The sequence below is a fragment of the Janthinobacterium sp. GW821-FHT03C10 genome (assembly GCF_059420865.1).
In genome coordinates this window covers 23600-40209 of sequence record NZ_JBWKUN010000008.1, presented here as the reverse complement: position 1 = coordinate 40209, position 16610 = coordinate 23600, and the positions used below count along the sequence as shown (strand labels likewise).

Annotated in this window: 15 protein-coding genes and 2 pseudogenes; 9 read left to right on the top strand and 8 right to left on the bottom strand. The window is 56.6% G+C overall.

Going from position 1 to position 16610, the window contains the following annotated elements:
• Positions 1–82: 82 nt before the first annotated feature.
• From ptsP to AC07VH_RS23760, 8 genes are all read right to left on the bottom strand, one after another.
• Positions 83–1825, bottom strand: coding sequence for a phosphoenolpyruvate--protein phosphotransferase (ptsP, locus tag AC07VH_RS23795; RefSeq protein ID WP_494788506.1), 1743 nt, complete (start codon positions 1823–1825; stop codon positions 83–85).
• 44 nt (positions 1826–1869) lie between these two features.
• Complete coding sequence (locus AC07VH_RS23790; RefSeq protein WP_010393142.1) at positions 1870–2139, bottom strand: HPr family phosphocarrier protein; 270 nt, start codon at positions 2137–2139, stop codon at positions 1870–1872.
• Between the two features lie 91 nt (positions 2140–2230).
• Positions 2231–2635, bottom strand: a complete 405-nt coding sequence (locus AC07VH_RS23785; protein ID WP_029496035.1) for a PTS sugar transporter subunit IIA — start codon at positions 2633–2635, stop codon at positions 2231–2233.
• Positions 2636–2649: 14 nt separating this feature from the next.
• Positions 2650–3606: a glutathione synthase gene (gshB, locus tag AC07VH_RS23780; RefSeq protein WP_475416739.1), complete on the bottom strand. Its 957-nt coding sequence runs from the start codon at positions 3604–3606 to the stop codon at positions 2650–2652.
• A 96-nt stretch (positions 3607–3702) separates the two neighbouring features.
• Positions 3703–5001 (bottom strand): glutamate--cysteine ligase, encoded by a 1299-nt coding sequence (gene gshA / locus AC07VH_RS23775; RefSeq protein ID WP_077399358.1) that lies wholly within the window; start codon positions 4999–5001, stop codon positions 3703–3705.
• Between the two features lie 204 nt (positions 5002–5205).
• Positions 5206–6744 carry an ammonium transporter gene (locus tag AC07VH_RS23770; RefSeq protein ID WP_489628949.1) on the bottom strand — a complete coding sequence of 513 codons (1539 nt, stop codon included), beginning with the start codon at positions 6742–6744 and terminating at the stop codon, positions 5206–5208.
• A gap of 11 nt (positions 6745–6755) precedes the next feature.
• Positions 6756–7094, bottom strand: coding sequence for a P-II family nitrogen regulator (locus tag AC07VH_RS23765; protein WP_010393464.1), 339 nt, complete (start codon positions 7092–7094; stop codon positions 6756–6758).
• A gap of 11 nt (positions 7095–7105) precedes the next feature.
• Positions 7106–7867: a TorF family putative porin gene (locus tag AC07VH_RS23760; RefSeq protein ID WP_494788505.1), complete on the bottom strand. Its 762-nt coding sequence runs from the start codon at positions 7865–7867 to the stop codon at positions 7106–7108.
• 270 nt (positions 7868–8137) lie between these two features.
• Between AC07VH_RS23760 and AC07VH_RS23755 the strand changes: the two genes are divergently transcribed.
• From AC07VH_RS23755 to AC07VH_RS23715, 9 genes and pseudogenes are all read left to right on the top strand, one after another.
• The gene (locus tag AC07VH_RS23755) at positions 8138–8392 is read left to right on the top strand and encodes an accessory factor UbiK family protein (protein WP_436479579.1); all 255 of its coding nucleotides are present in this window, start codon (positions 8138–8140) and stop codon (positions 8390–8392) included.
• 110 nt (positions 8393–8502) lie between these two features.
• Positions 8503–9627, top strand: a pseudogene (locus tag AC07VH_RS23750) (YifB family Mg chelatase-like AAA ATPase); the annotation flags it as partial.
• A gap of 195 nt (positions 9628–9822) precedes the next feature.
• A complete protein-coding gene (locus AC07VH_RS23745; protein WP_478310194.1) occupies positions 9823–10230 on the top strand; it encodes a helix-turn-helix domain-containing protein in 408 nt (135 codons plus the stop codon).
• A 178-nt stretch (positions 10231–10408) separates the two neighbouring features.
• Positions 10409–11155 carry a hypothetical protein gene (locus AC07VH_RS23740; RefSeq protein ID WP_494788504.1) on the top strand — a complete coding sequence of 249 codons (747 nt, stop codon included), beginning with the start codon at positions 10409–10411 and terminating at the stop codon, positions 11153–11155.
• Between the two features lie 4 nt (positions 11156–11159).
• Complete coding sequence (locus tag AC07VH_RS23735) at positions 11160–13217, top strand: TnsB C-terminal domain-containing protein (protein WP_494788503.1); 2058 nt, start codon at positions 11160–11162, stop codon at positions 13215–13217.
• Between the two features lies 1 nt (position 13218).
• Positions 13219–14211 carry a TniB family NTP-binding protein gene (locus AC07VH_RS23730; RefSeq protein ID WP_494788502.1) on the top strand — a complete coding sequence of 331 codons (993 nt, stop codon included), beginning with the start codon at positions 13219–13221 and terminating at the stop codon, positions 14209–14211.
• Between the two features lie 121 nt (positions 14212–14332).
• A complete protein-coding gene (locus AC07VH_RS23725; RefSeq protein ID WP_494804035.1) occupies positions 14333–15064 on the top strand; it encodes a hypothetical protein in 732 nt (243 codons plus the stop codon).
• 13 nt (positions 15065–15077) lie between these two features.
• Positions 15078–15479 (top strand): annotated as a pseudogene (locus AC07VH_RS23720) (TniQ family protein); the annotation flags it as partial.
• A gap of 393 nt (positions 15480–15872) precedes the next feature.
• Positions 15873–16562, top strand: a complete 690-nt coding sequence (locus AC07VH_RS23715; protein ID WP_494788632.1) for a hypothetical protein — start codon at positions 15873–15875, stop codon at positions 16560–16562.
• Positions 16563–16610 lie beyond the last annotated feature (48 nt).

Here is a 16610-nt window from a genome sequence, read left to right as displayed (position 1 = left end):
CACCGCGATGATAGGTACTGCAACTTTAACATCAGGACACCTCTTGCCGCGCGCGATGTGTCCTGATGCCTAAGGTGACAGTTTACATGAGCTGAAGTTGATGGACGGCTTCCGCGATCACATTTGGTTCCATGGAACGCATAATTTTGCGCATTTGTGGCGCAATCAGCCCCAGATCGCTGTTGAGGATCTCTTGCTTGACCGCCAACAGCTGGGCCGGATGCATGGAAAACTCGCGCAAGCCCATGCCCAGCAGCAAGCGCGTGAGCTTCACGTCGCCCGCCATCTCGCCGCACACGGCCACGTCGATGCCCGCCTTGTGACCGGCCGCGATCGTCATCGAGATCAGCTGCAGCACGGCCGGATGCAGCGGATTGTACAAATGCGCCACTTCGTAGTCGACCCGGTCGATAGCCAGGGTGTACTGGATCAGATCGTTCGTGCCGATCGACAGGAAATCCATGCGTTTGACGAACATGGGCAGGGCCAGCGCGGCGGCCGGAATCTCGATCATGGCACCCACTTCGACCTCGTCGTCGAACTTGACGCCCTCCTCGCGCAGGCTGGCCTTCGCCTGCGCGATCATGGCCAGCGACTGGTCGATCTCGAACGCATGCGCCAGCATCGGGATCAGGATGCGCACCTTGCCGAAGGCGGAGGCGCGCAGGATGGCGCGCAGCTGCGTCAGGAACAGCTGCGGCTCGGCCAGGCAGTAACGGATGGCGCGCAAGCCCAGGGCGGGATTCAAGGCCGTATGGTCGGACTGGTCGAGCGGCTTATCGGCGCCGATGTCGAGCGTGCGGATGGTGACGACTTTTCCCTTCATCGACTGCACCGTGTTGCGGTAAGCCTCGAACTGCTCGTCCTCGGTGGGAGTCTTGTGGGCGCGGCCCATGAACAGGAATTCGGAGCGGAACAGGCCCACGCCGCTGGCGCCCGACTCCAGCGCAAACGCGCAATCCTCGGGCAATTCGATATTCGCCAACAGGGTGACGGGCGTGCCGCACTTGGTCACGGCCGGCGTCTTTTTCAGCTTGCCCAGCTTCTTGCGCGCGCGCTGCATGGCCGTCTGGCGCTCGCGGTACTGTTCCAGCACCAGCGCGCTGGGGTTGGCGATGACGACGCCCGCGTCGCCGTCGATGATCAGCCAGTCATCCTGCTCGATCAGCATCGACGCCTGCGACATGCCGACGGCGGCGGGAATATCGAGGCTGCGCGCGACGATGGCCGTGTGCGAGTTCTGCCCGCCCACGTCGGTGATGAAACCGATGAAGGAGCGGTCGCGGAACTGCAGCATGTCGGCCGGAGAAATGTCGTGCGCGACGACGATCATCTGCGCCATCAATTCGTCTTCGGCCGCGGCCTTGGGCAGCAGCTGCTCCGTGCCCAGCAAGACTTTCAATACGCGCTCGGCCACCTGCTGGATGTCGGCCTTGCGCTCGCGCAGGTACGGGTCTTCGATTTCATCGAACTGCGCCGACAATTCATCGATCTGCGTCAGCAGCGCCCATTCGGCGTTGTAATGGCGCTTGCGGATGATGTCGAGCGGCGCTTCGGAAATCATCGGGTCCGACAGGATCAGCGCATGCACGTCGATGAAGGCGCCCAGCTCCGTGGGCGCATCCTTGGGCAGCTCGTTCCACAGGGTCTGCAGTTCCTTGTGGACGGTGGCGATGGCGCTTTGCAGGCGCTGGACTTCGGCTTCGATCTGTTCCTGGGCGACCAGGTAATGTTTGACGTCAAGGGCGGCCGGCGCCAGCAGATGCGCGCGGCCGATGGCGATGCCGCGGGAAACCGGGATGCCGTGGAGCGTGAAAGATGCCATGGGTTGACCTGTCGGAATGCGGCTGCGGCTGCGTTCGGCGGGCATTACTCGCCTTCGCCAAACCTGTCATTAATCAGGGCGGTGAGCGCATCGACACATGCCTGCTCATCATCGCCCTCGGCTTCCAGGGTCACTTTCGCGCCCTTGCCGGCGGCCAGCATCATCACGCCCATGATGGACTTGGCGTTGATGCGGCGCGCGTTGCGGGTCAGCCAGACGTCGCTCTTGAACTTGGCAGCGAGCTGGGTAAATTTGGCGGAGGCGCGTGCATGCAGTCCCAGCTTGTTGATGATTTCGAGTTCTTTTTGAATCATTTTTGTATGGTCTCTATCCCTGAATGCACTGCATTGTTGCCAGCCCTAGCTATAAAACCCGCCGCCTTCAGGGCGGCGGCCATGTCACTCTTTACTCGCCCACGCGGATGCGGTTATCGACGCGCACGGCGCCGCTTTGCGCACCGGCCAGCGCCATCTCCACCACTACGTCGAGCGTGTCGCGGCGATACGTGATGGCGCGCAGCAGCATCGGCAGGCTGATGCCGGCGATGACTTCCACCCTGCCCGCATCGGCCAGCTTGTTGCAGCAGTTCGACGGCGTGCCGCCCTTCACGTCGGTAATCACCAGCACGCCGGAGCCGTCGTCGAGGCGGCAGATGGCTTCCGAGGCCAGCTTTTGCACTTCCGCCAGGTCCTGATCGGCGACGACGTCGATGGCTTCAAACCGTTCCGTTGGCCCGCGAAACACATGCGCGCAGGCGGCGATGAAAGCCTGTCCCAGCGGTGCATGTGTCATGAGCAAAATCCCTACCATAGTCAGTCCACCTTCTAGCGCTGCTGCGCTTGCGCAACGCCATGCTCGACGGCGTCGACAAACATGGCTGCCACGTCAAAACCCGTCTGCTGCATGATTTCCTGGAAGCAAGTCGGGCTGGTGACATTGACTTCCGTCAGATAGTCGCCGATCACGTCCAATCCTACCAGCATCAGGCCACGCGCGGCCAGGATGGGGCCCAGCTTTTCTGCGATTTCCAGGTCGCGCGCCGTCAATGGCTGCGCCACGCCCGTGCCGCCGGCCGCCAGGTTGCCCCGCACTTCGCCCGCCTGCGGGATGCGCGCCAGCGAAAACGGCACCGGCTTGCCGCCGATGACGAGGATGCGCTTGTCGCCCTTGACGATGTCGGCGATGAAACGCTGCGCCATGATGGTCTGCGCGCCGTTCTCGCTCAAGGTCTCGATGATGGCGCCCAGATTCAGGCCATCGGCCTTGACGCGGAAGATGCCCGTGCCGCCCATGCCGTCGAGCGGCTTGAAGATGACGTCCTGGTGCTTGGCGTGGAAGGCGCGCAGGCGCGCCTCATCCGACGTCACCAGGGTCGGCGACGTGAATTCGGAAAACTGGGCAATGGCCAGCTTTTCATTGTTGTCGCGGATGGCGGACGGCTTGTTGAAGATGCAGGCGCCCTGCTTTTCCGCCAGTTCCAGCAAATACGTGCCGTACACGTATTCCATGTCGAACGGCGGGTCCTTGCGCTCGATGATGGCATCCAGCGCCGACAGGCGCATTTCCTCGGTGGAAACGACCTTGTACCAGTCGTGTTCATCGCCCGTCAGCTCGATGTGGTTTACCCGTGCCGTGACGATGCCTTCTTCCAGCGCCATGTCCTTCTGTTCGAAGGCGTAGACGGCGTGGCCGCGCCTGGCCGCCTCGCGCATCATGGCGAAGGTGGAATCTTTGTAAGTCTTGAAGCCTGCCAGCGGGTCGGCAAGGAATGCAATTTTCATGGTGCGTCCAATCGGGGAGCCTGATAAGGAATGCTTGATTCTAGCCGAGATCGCCAGGCGCAGTGGTCACCGCGCCCGGCAAGCTGCGGGGAGGGATCAATACACCTCGGGATTCGGGTCCGTGCGCTCCATTTCCAGCGACGCGGCCAGCAAGGCCAGGCGCGCCACCACGCCATACACGTAGAAACGGTTCGGCGCGGCCGTGCCTGGCTTGGCCTTCAAGTCCGGCACGGCATGCTGCTGGGCAAACGCCAGCGGCACGTACTGCGAGCCGGGCGCGTTCAGGTTCTGGTCCACGCCCTTCTCCGCGTGCACGCGGTAGAAGCCGCCCACCACGTAGCGGTCGATCATGTAGACGACGGGTTCGGCCACGGCATCCTTGATGCTCTCGAAGGTCGGCACGCCTTCCTGGATGATGACGTCAGTGACCACTTTTCCGTCCTTGACGATGGACATCTTGTCGCGCTGCTTGCGCGACAGGTCGCGCACTTCGCTGGCGTCGCGCACCGTCATAATGCCCGTGCCATACGTGCCCGCATCGGGCTTGACGATGACAAACGGCTTTTCCTTGATGCCGTATTCCTTGTATTTCTTGCGGATCTTGGCCAGCAGCACGTCGACGCTGGCGGCCAGCGCATCTTCGCCCTCGCCTTCCTGGAAATTGACGTCGCTGCACTTGGCGTGGAAGGGATTGAGCATCCACGGATCGACATCGATCATCTTGCCGAATTTTTTCACCACTTCATCGTAGGCCGTGTAATGGTTGCTCTTGCGGCGCAAGGCCCAGCCCGCGTGCAATGGCGGCAGCAGGCTTTGCTCATGGATGTTTTGCAAGATATCGGGAATGCCGTCCGACAAGTCGTTATTCAGCAGGATCGTACACGGGTCGAAATCCTTCAAACCCAGGCGGCGGCCATTGTTCAGGCGCACGAGGGGCTCGATGACGAGCATGTTGCCATCTGGCAACGCCAATGGCGTCGGCTGGGTGATGTCGGGCGACCACGAACCGAAGCGCACGTGCAGCCCCGTCTGACGGAAGATTTGCATCAATCGCGCCACGTTCTGCAGGTACTGCGGCGTGGTGTTGTGCAATTCCGGCACGATCAGCAGGTTGCGGGCGTCCGGGCAATACTTGTCGATGGCGGCCATGGCGGCCTGCACGGACAGGGGCAGCATTTCCGTGGCCAGGTTATGGAAACCGCCAGGGAACAGATTGGTATCGACGGGCGCCAGCTTGTAGCCGGCGTTACGCAAGTCTACCGAGCAATAGAAGGGCGGCGTGTGCTCTTGCCACTCCATGCGAAACCAGCGCTCAATGGCCGGCGTCGCGGCCAGAATCTTTTTTTCGAGGTCGAGCAGCGGTCCGGTCAGGGCCGTGACGAGATGGGGAACCATAGTTACATCCTTAAATTATGTGCAGTATTCAAAAAAGCACACAGAACTGCCGACTATATTACCGTGTAAGTACCCCAAATCGGGGCAAAAGCCTTGTTTTAAAGACCTTTTCCATTCCCACAACGAAAAAAAGGCACCTCGATGAGGCGCCTTTTCAGACAAGGCACGCCGCGCCGGGGCGCTGGCATGCCAGATCCTTGCTATTTAGCCATGATACGCTTGCTCGCCGTGGCTGGTGATGTCGAGGCCTTCGCGCTCCTCCTCTTCCGGTACGCGCAGACCGATGACGATGTCGACCAGTTTATAGGCGACGACGGAGACCAGGGCCGACCACAGGATGGTGGTGCCGACCGCTTGCGCCTGCACCCACACCTGATGGCCGATCGAGTACGGGTCGGCCGACATCTTGTTGGTGACAAAGTCGAAGATGCCCTGACCGCCCAATTGTGGTGCAGCAAACACACCCGTCAGCAAGGCGCCGAGGATGCCGCCCACGCCATGCACGCCGAACACGTCGAGCGAATCGTCGGCGCCGATCAGGCGTTTCAGACCATTCACGCCCCACAGGCAGACGATACCGGCCAGCAAGCCGATGACCAGGCCGCCCATCGGGCCGACAAAGCCGGCCGCCGGGGTGATCGCCACCAGGCCGGCCACGGCGCCCGATGCGCCACCGAGCATGGAGGGCTTGCCTTTGCTGATCCACTCGCCAAATACCCACGACAGGGTGGCGGCGGCAGTGGCCAACAAGGTGTTGACGAAGGCCAGGGCTGCCACGTCGCCCGCTTCCAGCGAGGAACCGGCATTGAAACCGAACCAGCCCACCCACAGCAGGGAAGCGCCGATCATGGTCATCGTCAGCGAGTGCGGTGCCATCGATTCGCGGCCGTAGCCAACGCGCTTGCCGATCATGATCGCGCCCACCAGGCCGGCGACGGCGGCATTGATGTGCACCACGGTGCCGCCGGCAAAGTCCAGCGCGCCTTTTTGCCAGATCCAGCCCGCTTTCAGGGCTTCGCTGGCCGAGGTGGCGGCATTGGTGATCAGGTCAGGACCGGTCCAGAACCACACCATATGGGCCGCTGGCAGGTAGGCAAACGTGAACCACAGCACGACGAAGGCCAGCACGGCGGCAAACTTGGCGCGCTCGGCGAAGGCGCCGACGATCAGTGCGCAGGTGATGGCGGCAAACGTGCCCTGGAAGGCGACGAAGACGAACTCGGGAATGACGACGCCCTTGCTGAACGTGGCGGCGGCGGCAAACGTGCCCTTGGCCGGGTCCCAGATACCGTTCAGGAACAAGCGGTCGAAGCCACCGAAGAAGGCGGTTTTTTCCGTGAAGGCGACCGAGTAGCCGTAGATGCACCACAGCACGATGACCAGCGCGAACACCATGAACACTTGCATCAGCACCGACAGCATGTTCTTCGAGCGCACCAGGCCGCCGTAGAACAGGGCCAGGCCGGGGATGGTCATCAAGATCACCAGCAAGGTGGAAATCATCATGAAACTGGTATCGCCCTTGTTGGCGACGGGCGCGGCGGCTGGCGCGGCAGCGGCCGGGGCCGGCACGGCGGCAGCCGGTGCCGTTGCGTCAGGCACGGGCGTGACGGCGGGCGCGGCGACGGCCGCGGTCGTGGCCGCTTCCGTCTTGGCAGGGGCATCGGCAAAGCTCGGCGCGGCGACGCCAAACGCACACAGACAGGCAAACCCAGCTAGCAATTTTGTTATATTTTTACGCATCAATATTCCCCTTAGAGCGCTTCGTTGCCGGTTTCACCGGTACGGATGCGGATGACCTGTTCCAGGTTGTAGACGAAAATCTTGCCGTCGCCGATTTTACCGGTACGCGCCGCGCCTTCGATCGCTTCGATGGCCTGGTCGACAATGGCGTCATCGACGGCCGCTTCAATCTTGGTCTTGGGCAAAAAATCAACGACATACTCGGCGCCACGGTAGAGTTCCGTGTGGCCTTTCTGGCGGCCGAACCCCTTGACTTCGGTAACGGTAATGCCTTGCACATTGATAGCCGACAAGGCTTCGCGTACTTCGTCCAGTTTGAACGGTTTAATGATTGCAGTAATCATTTTCATGGCAGTCTCGCTTAAAAGGTTTTGGATACGGTCAGCACGAGACCGGATTTCGCCAGATTCTTGCCATTCGGTGCCAGCGACGTGATATTGGCTTTGACGTAGGCCAAGGCGACAGTTGCCACGCCAAAATCCTTGGTGACGCCCAGCTTGTAATCGGTATAGCTGAGGGCATCGTTATGTTCGACTTTCTGGCGGCCCACATGCAAGTTCAGCAGATAGCCTTCGTACATATCGATATTCGCGCCCACGTCGAGGTAGCCGCTGTTCTTGCTGTCGGCCACGCCGAACAGATTGGTGGTCGAGTGCGAGTACTTGATGTAGGCCGGGCCATAGCCGAGCTGGCCGTACAGCTCGAAGGTGTTCGCATTCGTGCTCAAGCCATTCGATGGGTAGAAGTAATACAGGCCGCCCACGTCATAGGTAAAATCCTTGCTGATCTCGCCCCGCTTGCCGGCATAAATATCCCATTCCAGGTTCGTATCGCCGCCGCCGTCCTTGATCCATTTGATGCTCGACAGCCAGGTTCCCACGTACAGCCCCGTCGGATTGTGGGTATAGTCGGCGCCGCCGCTGATGGCAGGGTCGAGACGGCTTTGCGACACGCCACGGTAGCGGTAGTCGCTGGTCAGCGCCACGTTGTAGCTCACCACGTTATCAGGTGCGGCAGCAGCAGGCGCCGCCACCGCATCCTGGGCCATGGCGCTGCCGCTCAAGGCGGTCATGGCCAGCGTCAACGCTGCAGCTAAAGTCATGTTCTTGGACAGATTCTTCATGGCGATTCCCTTTTATTGAACTTTTAAAGCGGTTGAGGTTTAAAATCTTGGCTGGAGATCACAAAGCGTTCATACCTTCTTTAGCAGAATACGTGCCAGCTCTCTTGCCACCTTGACAGGTGCGTTTCCGGCCATACATACCCTGCAAGCCGCTGGGCATGCGGGAATACGCTGCTGAAGCGTTGTGGATTTGCCTATTTTCGCACCAGATTAACACCGCTGTGCACCGCAATGGTGCGATGCACATGCCGCACCATAAAAGGACTGAACATGGACATGAATACCTTCTTTAACGACTTGCAAGGCAAGATTCACCAAGCCATCGAGAACTCGCCTGCCAAGGATATCGAGAAAAACGTGAAATCGATGATGACCCAGGGCTTCGCCCGCCTCGATCTCGTCACGCGCGAGGAATTCGATATCCAGGCGCAAGTGCTGGCCAAGACCCGCGCCAAGCTCGACGCACTGGAATTGCGCCTGATCGAACTGGAAACGCGCCTGAACGAATCGAAGGCCAAGGTGTAAGGTGCCGTCAGCGAGGCGCCGTTATTGACGGCCTTGCTGGCATACCTCAAGCCTGACGGCATTTCAAGCGCTAGACTGATCCTGCCCGCCCCAGGGCACAGGGGAGTCTGATGAGTCTGGCCGTCCTGAAAAGCCGCGCCCTGGCCGGCATGGAGGCGCCCGAGGTAAGTGTCGAAGTCCACCTTGCCAATGGCTTGCCTTCCTTTACGATAGTCGGCCTGCCGGATACGGAAGTGAAGGAATCGCGCGACCGCGTCCGTGCCGCGCTGCAAAACTGCGGCTTCGAGATGCCGGCGCGGCGCATCACGGCCAACCTGGCGCCGGCGGACCTGCCCAAGGAATCAGGCCGCTTCGACCTGCCTATTGCCTTGGGTATCCTGGCCGCCTCCGGCCAGTTGCCGGGCGACCAATTACATCATTACGAATTCGCGGGCGAACTGTCGCTCTCAGGCCAGTTGCGTCCCATCCGCGGCGCGCTGGCCATGACCTTTGCCATGCAGCGCAGTCGGGCGGGCGCGCCACGCGCCTTCATCCTGCCGCAGGCGAACGCGGACGAGGCGGCGCTGGTCAGCGACGCCTGCATCTATCCCGCCCACAGCCTGCTCGAAGTCTGCGCGCACTTCTCCGCGCACGCCGGCCACACGGCCCTGCAACGTCATCAGCCCATGCTGGCAGCGCACGCTCTGGCCTATCCCGACTTTGCCGACGTGCAAGGACAGCAGCAGGCGCGGCGGGCACTGGAAGTGGCTGCCGCGGGCGGCCATAACGTGCTGATGGTGGGGCCGCCGGGCGCGGGAAAGACCATGCTGGCCAGCCGCTTCCCCGGCGTGCTGCCGCCCATGAGCGACGAGGAAGCGCTGGAATCGGCTGCCGTGCATTCGCTGGGCGGCCACTTCAAGGTGGAACACTGGAAACGCCGCCCCTACCGTGCCCCGCACCAGACGGCGTCCGGCGTGGCCCTGGTGGGCGGCGGCAACGTGCCGCGCCCGGGAGAAATCTCGCTAGCCCACTGCGGCGTGCTGTTTCTCGATGAAATCGCTGAATTCCAGCGCCGGGTGCTCGATGTGCTGCGCCAGCCCATGGAATCGGGGGTGATCAGCATTTCGCGCGCGGCCCGCCAGGCCGAGTTTCCTGCCCGTTTTCAACTGATCGCCGCCATGAATCCCTGCCCGTGCGGCTATCTGGGCCACGCTTCGGGACGTTGCCGCTGCACGCCGGACGCCGTGCTCCGTTATCACTGCGCATCACCATAGTTAAACGGAAATGTCGTCAAAGTTCCCGGGAAACTTTGATGATTCCCGCCCCGCCTTTACTTTCCCCACGAGTCAGCCATCATTGAGTTACGTCCTATACCAATAGAACGTAACTATATGTTTTTAAAGGAATTTAATCTTGCAAACCCCTAGAATGACATGCTATCTTGAAAAAGAATGCTGGTCCGGCGGGGACCTATGAGCGCCACTGTTAAAGATGAGTTGACGTTCGGCTCGGAGCTATACAGGCTGAGAAATAGAGCCGGCATGACTCAAGCGCGAGTAGCCGACTCAGCAGGAATAACTCGAGGCTACTACTCTCAACTCGAGAACTCGAGACGCCCACCGCCCCCCTTGGAAAAAGTTCGGCGAATTGCTGAGTCCATGGAATTGCCTCCTAGCGACCTTCGCCTGCTTTGGGGAATTGCCGCTATTGAACGGATAAATGCACCAGGAGGAGACCCAGAGCAAGTTCAGCACGGCCCAACTGGGCTGTATGTGGTGTGGGATGGTCTAGCAATTGATGTCCCGAAAGAGGAACAGGACGAAATCATTGCTCTTTTAAGAAGGAAAAATATTATGTAGATGAACTAACCGATCGTCGAAAAAGAATGCGACGAACCCACAATTTGTAGATCCGCCGCCCTTCCGGTCAAGGATTAAGTATCCCTAACAGTTCTCAAACTCAAAGATACTTATCTACGACAGGAAGGTCAATCCCCTATTTACTTCACGCTGCGCCATAGCAGCACTGGGAGAGATCATGCCAGATGAAATACCGGTCCTTATGGGATCCAGGGAATGGCTCAGCTACGTCCTTTCCGCCCCGCCAGTTCGGAAACTCAAGGGCCGCACCAAGTCCACGCAATACCATGAGCTCTGGTCAAACCATGCTAACCGCTTCGTAGGCGCTCAGGGACGCAACGAAGCTGTCGCACTAATTTTGCTGGAATACCTTGCCTCGCTCGGTCAGATTACCCATTTCAAAGAACAGCCATTCAGAACCAGTCTCGATGAATTTGGGTGCGAGATCGTCCCTGACTATCTTGCCGTAGGTGCGGACAAGACGATCTACGTTGTAGAGGTGAAGAATTCCCGCTATATCACGGCGATCGTTCAAGCCAACCTGGATCGTAATAAGGCCCGCTTCGCAGAATATGGCATTAAGTACTTATGCTGGACCGATCGATATCCGCTTTCGCTTCATCTTCGGCACAACTTGATTGAAATGCGCCGCACTGCACAGTGCGTGCCTAAAGAAGAATCATCAGAGCTAAAGTTCTATGTCGCGACCAGCGGCGCGAAGAAATTTTCATCTCTCGTGGACGCAGGCTTCGACCTAGGTTGTGTCTATGCCGCGGCCTGGAGAGGAGAGGCCTTTTTTGCACCGAATCAGGCATTTGGTCCAGATTCTCCTGTCTCACCACTTCCTCTTATCGATCTTCCGGCGATCGCGCTCGGCTCATCGACCAGCGGCCACAGCTGGTGGGAACAGCTATCGAGGGTTTGATGCCATGACCAACTATAAATCCGTAGCTGGGGTGGCCCTGCCACCGAGAGAGTTCATGCCGAAGATGTTCACGCTGGAATCCGGACAGAAGCTACAACATGGTCTGACTAAATTCGAAGTTGTCCGTGTCGTGGGTGTGCAAGTCATCCTGCGTAATCTCGAGACAATGGAAGAGCGTTTCACGACTGCTGCGTCAATTTATGACGAGTACGCTGCACGCCGCCTAGTACCAGCCGCCGGCAGGGAACAAGTTGCAGAAATATCTGCACTCCCCTATGAGCGCACTTCGTTCGCAATTTTTGGCACAGACTTAAGCGAAGCTGCCAGGCGGCACGCATACAGCCTGTTCAAATACATCACTGAACTACGCAAGCTTGGTTATCAATGCTTAAGGTCGACACCGCTACTTGAACTGGACTTCTCACGTTTAAAAGATCGAATGCAGTCCGAAGACCGTGAGCTGATCAACTTCTCATTGCGAACTGTGTATGAATGGTCTCTCAAGTACGACAGACTTCAAGGAGACTACCGCGCATTAGTTCCTAATTTCGCAGACCGCGGTGGGAGTGGCGCGGGCAAGCGGTTACCTCCGGCATTGCTTGAAGCTGTGCGCAAAACATTTCTGGACATCCGGGCAAATCCGATAAGAAAAATTCGTACGTTCGATGTTCTGCTTGACGTACAAGCTGAGCTTCAGAAAGCAATGCCCGCAGATCAGGTGAGTCTTGTACAACCTAGCTGGTCAACTTTAAACCGAATAATCAAAAGCGAATTTTCGGCTTACGAAATCTGCTTACGCAATAAAGGGATAGCGAATGCAAACAAACAATTTCGCTCACACTATCCGCGAGACAAGGCACAACGCCCTCTTGAGGTTGTGGAATTCGATGACAAGGATACTCGCATCTTCTTGATCGATGAATTCACAGACTTGCCGATGGGACGGGGCTTCATCACGGCAGCAGTGGACCAGTTTAGTACGCGCCCATTAGGACTCTCTATAAGTCACCGTCATCGTAGTACTGCCTCCGCACTAGCGGCGTTTCGAGCCACTATGCTACCCAAGGGGCCGAGTATGCATCATGCAGGTCTTGAGCTCAGCGTTTCTGACGCTTTTGGTAACCCGGGGATTGCGATCTTCGACAATGCGCTTTACTTTCACGCCGCAGCTTTGGAGTCAGCAATACACGAGGCCAGTAGCGGTATGTGTGCTTGGGCGAAACCGCGCACGCCGACCGAGAAATCCGTTGTAGAGAATTTTAACGGAGAGTTAGTTGAATATCTACTTAGTGAGCTACCTGGCTTTGGTGGTGCGAAAGAAGATAAATCCCAACTGAACGAAGGCATGGCTTCTGCATCAATGGGCGTAAATGACTTCAAATCCATCGTCATGCAGTGGGCATATAACATTCAAGCAAACAAGCCACGTGAAAACGGACTGACACCCGCACAGACGTGGGATGCCAGCATGCGCCATACCCGAAGCCGCCTTCCAATGAACCTGGATCAATTTGACGCATATTTTTCTCTTTCCCACGAGGTTCAACTAAGGCCTGAGGGTGTGCGATTTCTTGGTCTCATCTATCAGAGCGACCAGTTGATTCACTTGCGGCACCGCCTGGGAAGCTGCGCCAAAATATTCTTCAGATATCCAGCAGAGGAGACCCTGGACCGAATTTTCGTTCGCGATCCATTTGAAAAGCGATATTTCATGGTACCTAGCGTTCAGCGGGAATACACGGAACGAACCACGATATATCAGCATCGGCTTATCAGGAAGATGACCAGAGACCGCATGATCAAAAACCCGTCCTTGCCGGACCTATTGAAAGCTAGGGCTGACCTGCAGCAACTGATCAGGCAGTTGCGATCATCTTCTAAGCGCCGCGAGCGCTCTTGGGCAAATAAGGCATCCTCTAACGAGGTGGAATCCTCAACTGTACATGCTACCGACACGATTACGGTTGAGTCGGTAACCGATCTCGAGTACCAGGTCTGCCAGATCGACGAGACCCTGCTGGAAGTGATCGATGAGCATTGGGATATCCCGGAGGATTTTTGAAATGGAAAAGAAAGAAAAACCTAAGTCTCGTTGGCATGGTGTAGCGCTTGAAGAGCGACTGCAGTACATGACCAAAGAGATGCATGTACAACATCCGATGTTTGTACGTGCTCTGCTGGAAATCAAAGATCAGGTCTGCATCTGCGAACAATTAGACAAAGGAGCTGGACTATTGGTGCTGGCACCATCCGGCTCTGGAAAAAGCCACCTATCTCGCTACTTAAAACGTCTTTGGCCAGATGATCATGAAGGATGGAAATCAAAAGTCCCGGTCGTCAGCTTCACCTTGCCATCAGTCATGACAAAGCGAAGCATCGCCGTGGAGTTACTGCGATCGATCCAACCAGTGATCGGCAGTACACAAGGGGATGAATCCTTAGAAAGTAGGATTCTGAAGCTACTTAGTCACATCGGAACTCGAGTCATTGTGATCGACAACGTGCACGACATTACCGCCAGACGTAAAGCTGGAGGTGTCAAAGACATCGGCGACTGGATCCGGGATCTGATCGATAGCTCCAGAATTCTTGTCGTTCTTCTCGGTGCGCCTTCAGCTCTGGAAATCATTCAACGCAATCCACAATTAAGGCGGAGAGCCGCGCGTCAGGTAAAAATGGATTATTTCAAGATCGATACATCAAAAAGGTTTTCTGATTTTCAGGAGTTCCTTAAAAGACTTGACGCGGAACTTCCGCTTGCTCTTACTACCGAAGTGACAACAGACATTACCAAGAGAATTTATTTCTCGACCAACGGGATATTCGACTACGTTTTCTCTCTGTTCAGCCGAGTTGTTGGGATTGCTGTCGCCGCTGGACGAGAGCAATGGAACCAAGAGGATTTAGCAAAAGGATTTCAAGTCATGATGGGGGACTCAATCAAGAGTTCACTCAACCCGTTCTTGGCCAACGGACCGAGTCGGCCACTTGACCAAGTGGGTGAGCCATATCACGATTGGTGCGACACGTGGGACAACCCAGCAAGGAAGGATTGAAATGATTCCGACGAACGTCCGAAGAGCGCTGTATCTCGAACCTGTTGGACAAGGAGAAAACACAGCAAGGTTACTTGTCCGCCCTGCGCGAACAAGTAACCAATGTCGGCAGGATCATATTATGCAGCTAGCCGAGATGAATACTTTCGGCAGTCTGCGTAATCTTCTTCGAACTTACAACGCTTCCTTTTCGGCCCTAATGGTTCTTAGTGATGATGAACTTCAGCTGTTCTTCGAAGGGAAGCTCACATTAGGAAGGAGACGTATGACATCGGTTCTTTATCTCAAAGCGTTCGGACTCGGTTTGCAGGGAAGGATATGCTTAGTCTGTATGAACAAAGGAATGATCGTTCCGCATTACTTCAACTATTCCTTGTCGCTCATCTGCCCAATTCATGACATAGCTCTTCTCGATGTGTGTGATAGATGTGAAAAGCCAATTTTATACACAAGGACACACCGCCTAAGATGCGTCGGGTGTCGACGTGACTTTCGTGAAAGCGAGCCCAATCCAGCAGCAGAGTGGACAAAAGAGTTCAGGCGCCGCTTCTCGCCAGGCCTAGAGCTCGGCTTTTGTAGTGTAAAAAGTCACAGCGATCTAGCAATTTCCAGGCTACTGTTATGGCATCACACGCCCAGAAATTATCGCTCCAAGTACAACTATCCATACTTGGGGGTTGGGTGTTATCCGTGGTTAGAGCAGGCGGCCTACATGCCAGATCACATGATCGAACAAGTAGTGGAAGAGTTTCGAAATAAGCATCCTAAGCACCTCAAAGACCTGATCGCTTGGACGCGCTATCCAACCCCGGTCAATTCGATTATTCAAAAAATACTTGGCAATTCAATATAGGAGAGGGTCGATCATGTTCTTACTTCGCCCGCCACCGCTGTCCGGTGAATCGTTATCGTCATGGCGACAACGTGCGGGTGAAATGAACGGTTTTTGGCGTTACCCTCGTCCACCTGGGAAGTCCCGGCACAAGGACCCAGATCGATTGCGTGACGATCAAGAGGCTCGTTGGCTGTGCAATGAATTTTCTCTCTCTGAAGATGCACTTAGACGCCTTACGCTAGAGCACAGACTGCACGCGTTAGGGATTACAGTTCAGGAGACCACGAAGCTGCGCTGGGTGCTGCCTCTCAATGTATCGCCGTTGGGAAGCAGTGGCCGCTCAATGTATTGCCCACACTGCTTATTGGAAGATGAGACCCCATACTTCCGACTTGACTGGCGTTTTGCATTTACTACTCAATGCGAGCGGCATAGATGTGCGTTGAAAGAACAGTGCCCGACGTGCGGATCGCCAGTTTGGCCTACATCCGACCGAACCAATTCGCTGACCGCCTGGTTACCGCTTACTGCGTGCCGAGTGTGTCGTTCATCTCTTGTACCGAGAACCTGTGCAAAAAATAGACTCATCCTGAAATGTGAAAGCCACTATTCAAATATCGAAATTGAAGGAAAATCACTTGACGGACTCTGGTACTTGGCCCAGCTACTGCTACGCTCTCGCTCGCGGCGTCTTCAGAAGTATGTCTTTGAACGAGCGCACATAAATCATACCGAGGTTGTCAGTGCCTGCACGATAGAGCACCTTCCCCTGTCCCAGCGTGGTGCGATCATCGCCGCCAGCGCTTGGTTGCTTCAAGATTGGCCCGTGAACTTTCTTTCCGCAGCTGACGATTGCGAAATTTCTCTTGAAGCATTCAGCGGAACTTTACACTTGGCATCGGCCTGGATTCAGGATGTGGTACGAAGCCGCCTTGTAAAGCGAGATCGAAATAAGGTGACGAACGAAGCGATCGGGCATGCTATCGCAAAGATAAACAGGGAAGGAGGGACGATATCAAAATCTGCAATTCGGCGGATACTTCAAGTCTCCGAAAGCTCACTGTTGAATCGTATGATTGCCCGCCGTCGGCGAGCTACCGTTGACGAGGCACAACAACTACTACTTACCATTGAGAACGCAGTTACTCATGCTAAGGCCAGCCGATCGCATAGATCGGCACTGCTACGCGACTGCTTCATTTTTTTGCTGTCGATGATATCTGGTGAGCGGATCGAAGAACTTTGCAAAGTGACCAGAGCCCAGGCCGACTACATTCTATCCAACGCCACTAGCACAGAAATTGATATGCCAGCAGGGGCGCACGCCCTTGCAATTTACATCTATGAAGAAATTATGAGGACTTCACCAAATGAAGAACGCAGCTCCAATGAACCATTGTTGCTCTCTCGCTGGGGAGAACCCATATTGGGCCATGGTGTTCGCCAGCGAATCTCCTTCTTTTTACGGTCAGGCTTTCCAGACGATCTCTGGCATAGCGCAGACGCATTTCGTTGATCGTCAGGGAACCGCCCAATAACACTATTTGTCGAGGCAGTGTGTGGC

Excerpts from the sequence above, each read along its gene's own strand:
- ptsP (WP_494788506.1), bottom strand. The coding sequence starts at position 1,825 with ATGGCATCTTTCACGCTCCACGGCATCCCGGTTTCCCGCGGCATCGCC.
- AC07VH_RS23790 (WP_010393142.1), bottom strand. The coding sequence starts at position 2,139 with ATGATTCAAAAAGAACTCGAAATCATCAACAAGCTGGGACTGCATGCA.
- AC07VH_RS23785 (WP_029496035.1), bottom strand. The coding sequence starts at position 2,635 with ATGGTAGGGATTTTGCTCATGACACATGCACCGCTGGGACAGGCTTTC.
- gshB (WP_475416739.1), bottom strand. The coding sequence starts at position 3,606 with ATGAAAATTGCATTCCTTGCCGACCCGCTGGCAGGCTTCAAGACTTAC.
- gshA (WP_077399358.1), bottom strand. The coding sequence starts at position 5,001 with ATGGTTCCCCATCTCGTCACGGCCCTGACCGGACCGCTGCTCGACCTC.
- AC07VH_RS23770 (WP_489628949.1), bottom strand. The coding sequence starts at position 6,744 with ATGCGTAAAAATATAACAAAATTGCTAGCTGGGTTTGCCTGTCTGTGT.
- AC07VH_RS23765 (WP_010393464.1), bottom strand. The coding sequence starts at position 7,094 with ATGAAAATGATTACTGCAATCATTAAACCGTTCAAACTGGACGAAGTA.
- AC07VH_RS23760 (WP_494788505.1), bottom strand. The coding sequence starts at position 7,867 with ATGAAGAATCTGTCCAAGAACATGACTTTAGCTGCAGCGTTGACGCTG.
- AC07VH_RS23755 (WP_436479579.1), top strand. The coding sequence starts at position 8,138 with ATGGACATGAATACCTTCTTTAACGACTTGCAAGGCAAGATTCACCAA.
- AC07VH_RS23745 (WP_478310194.1), top strand. The coding sequence starts at position 9,823 with ATGCTGGTCCGGCGGGGACCTATGAGCGCCACTGTTAAAGATGAGTTG.
- AC07VH_RS23740 (WP_494788504.1), top strand. The coding sequence starts at position 10,409 with ATGCCAGATGAAATACCGGTCCTTATGGGATCCAGGGAATGGCTCAGC.
- AC07VH_RS23735 (WP_494788503.1), top strand. The coding sequence starts at position 11,160 with ATGACCAACTATAAATCCGTAGCTGGGGTGGCCCTGCCACCGAGAGAG.
- AC07VH_RS23730 (WP_494788502.1), top strand. The coding sequence starts at position 13,219 with ATGGAAAAGAAAGAAAAACCTAAGTCTCGTTGGCATGGTGTAGCGCTT.
- AC07VH_RS23725 (WP_494804035.1), top strand. The coding sequence starts at position 14,333 with ATGCAGCTAGCCGAGATGAATACTTTCGGCAGTCTGCGTAATCTTCTT.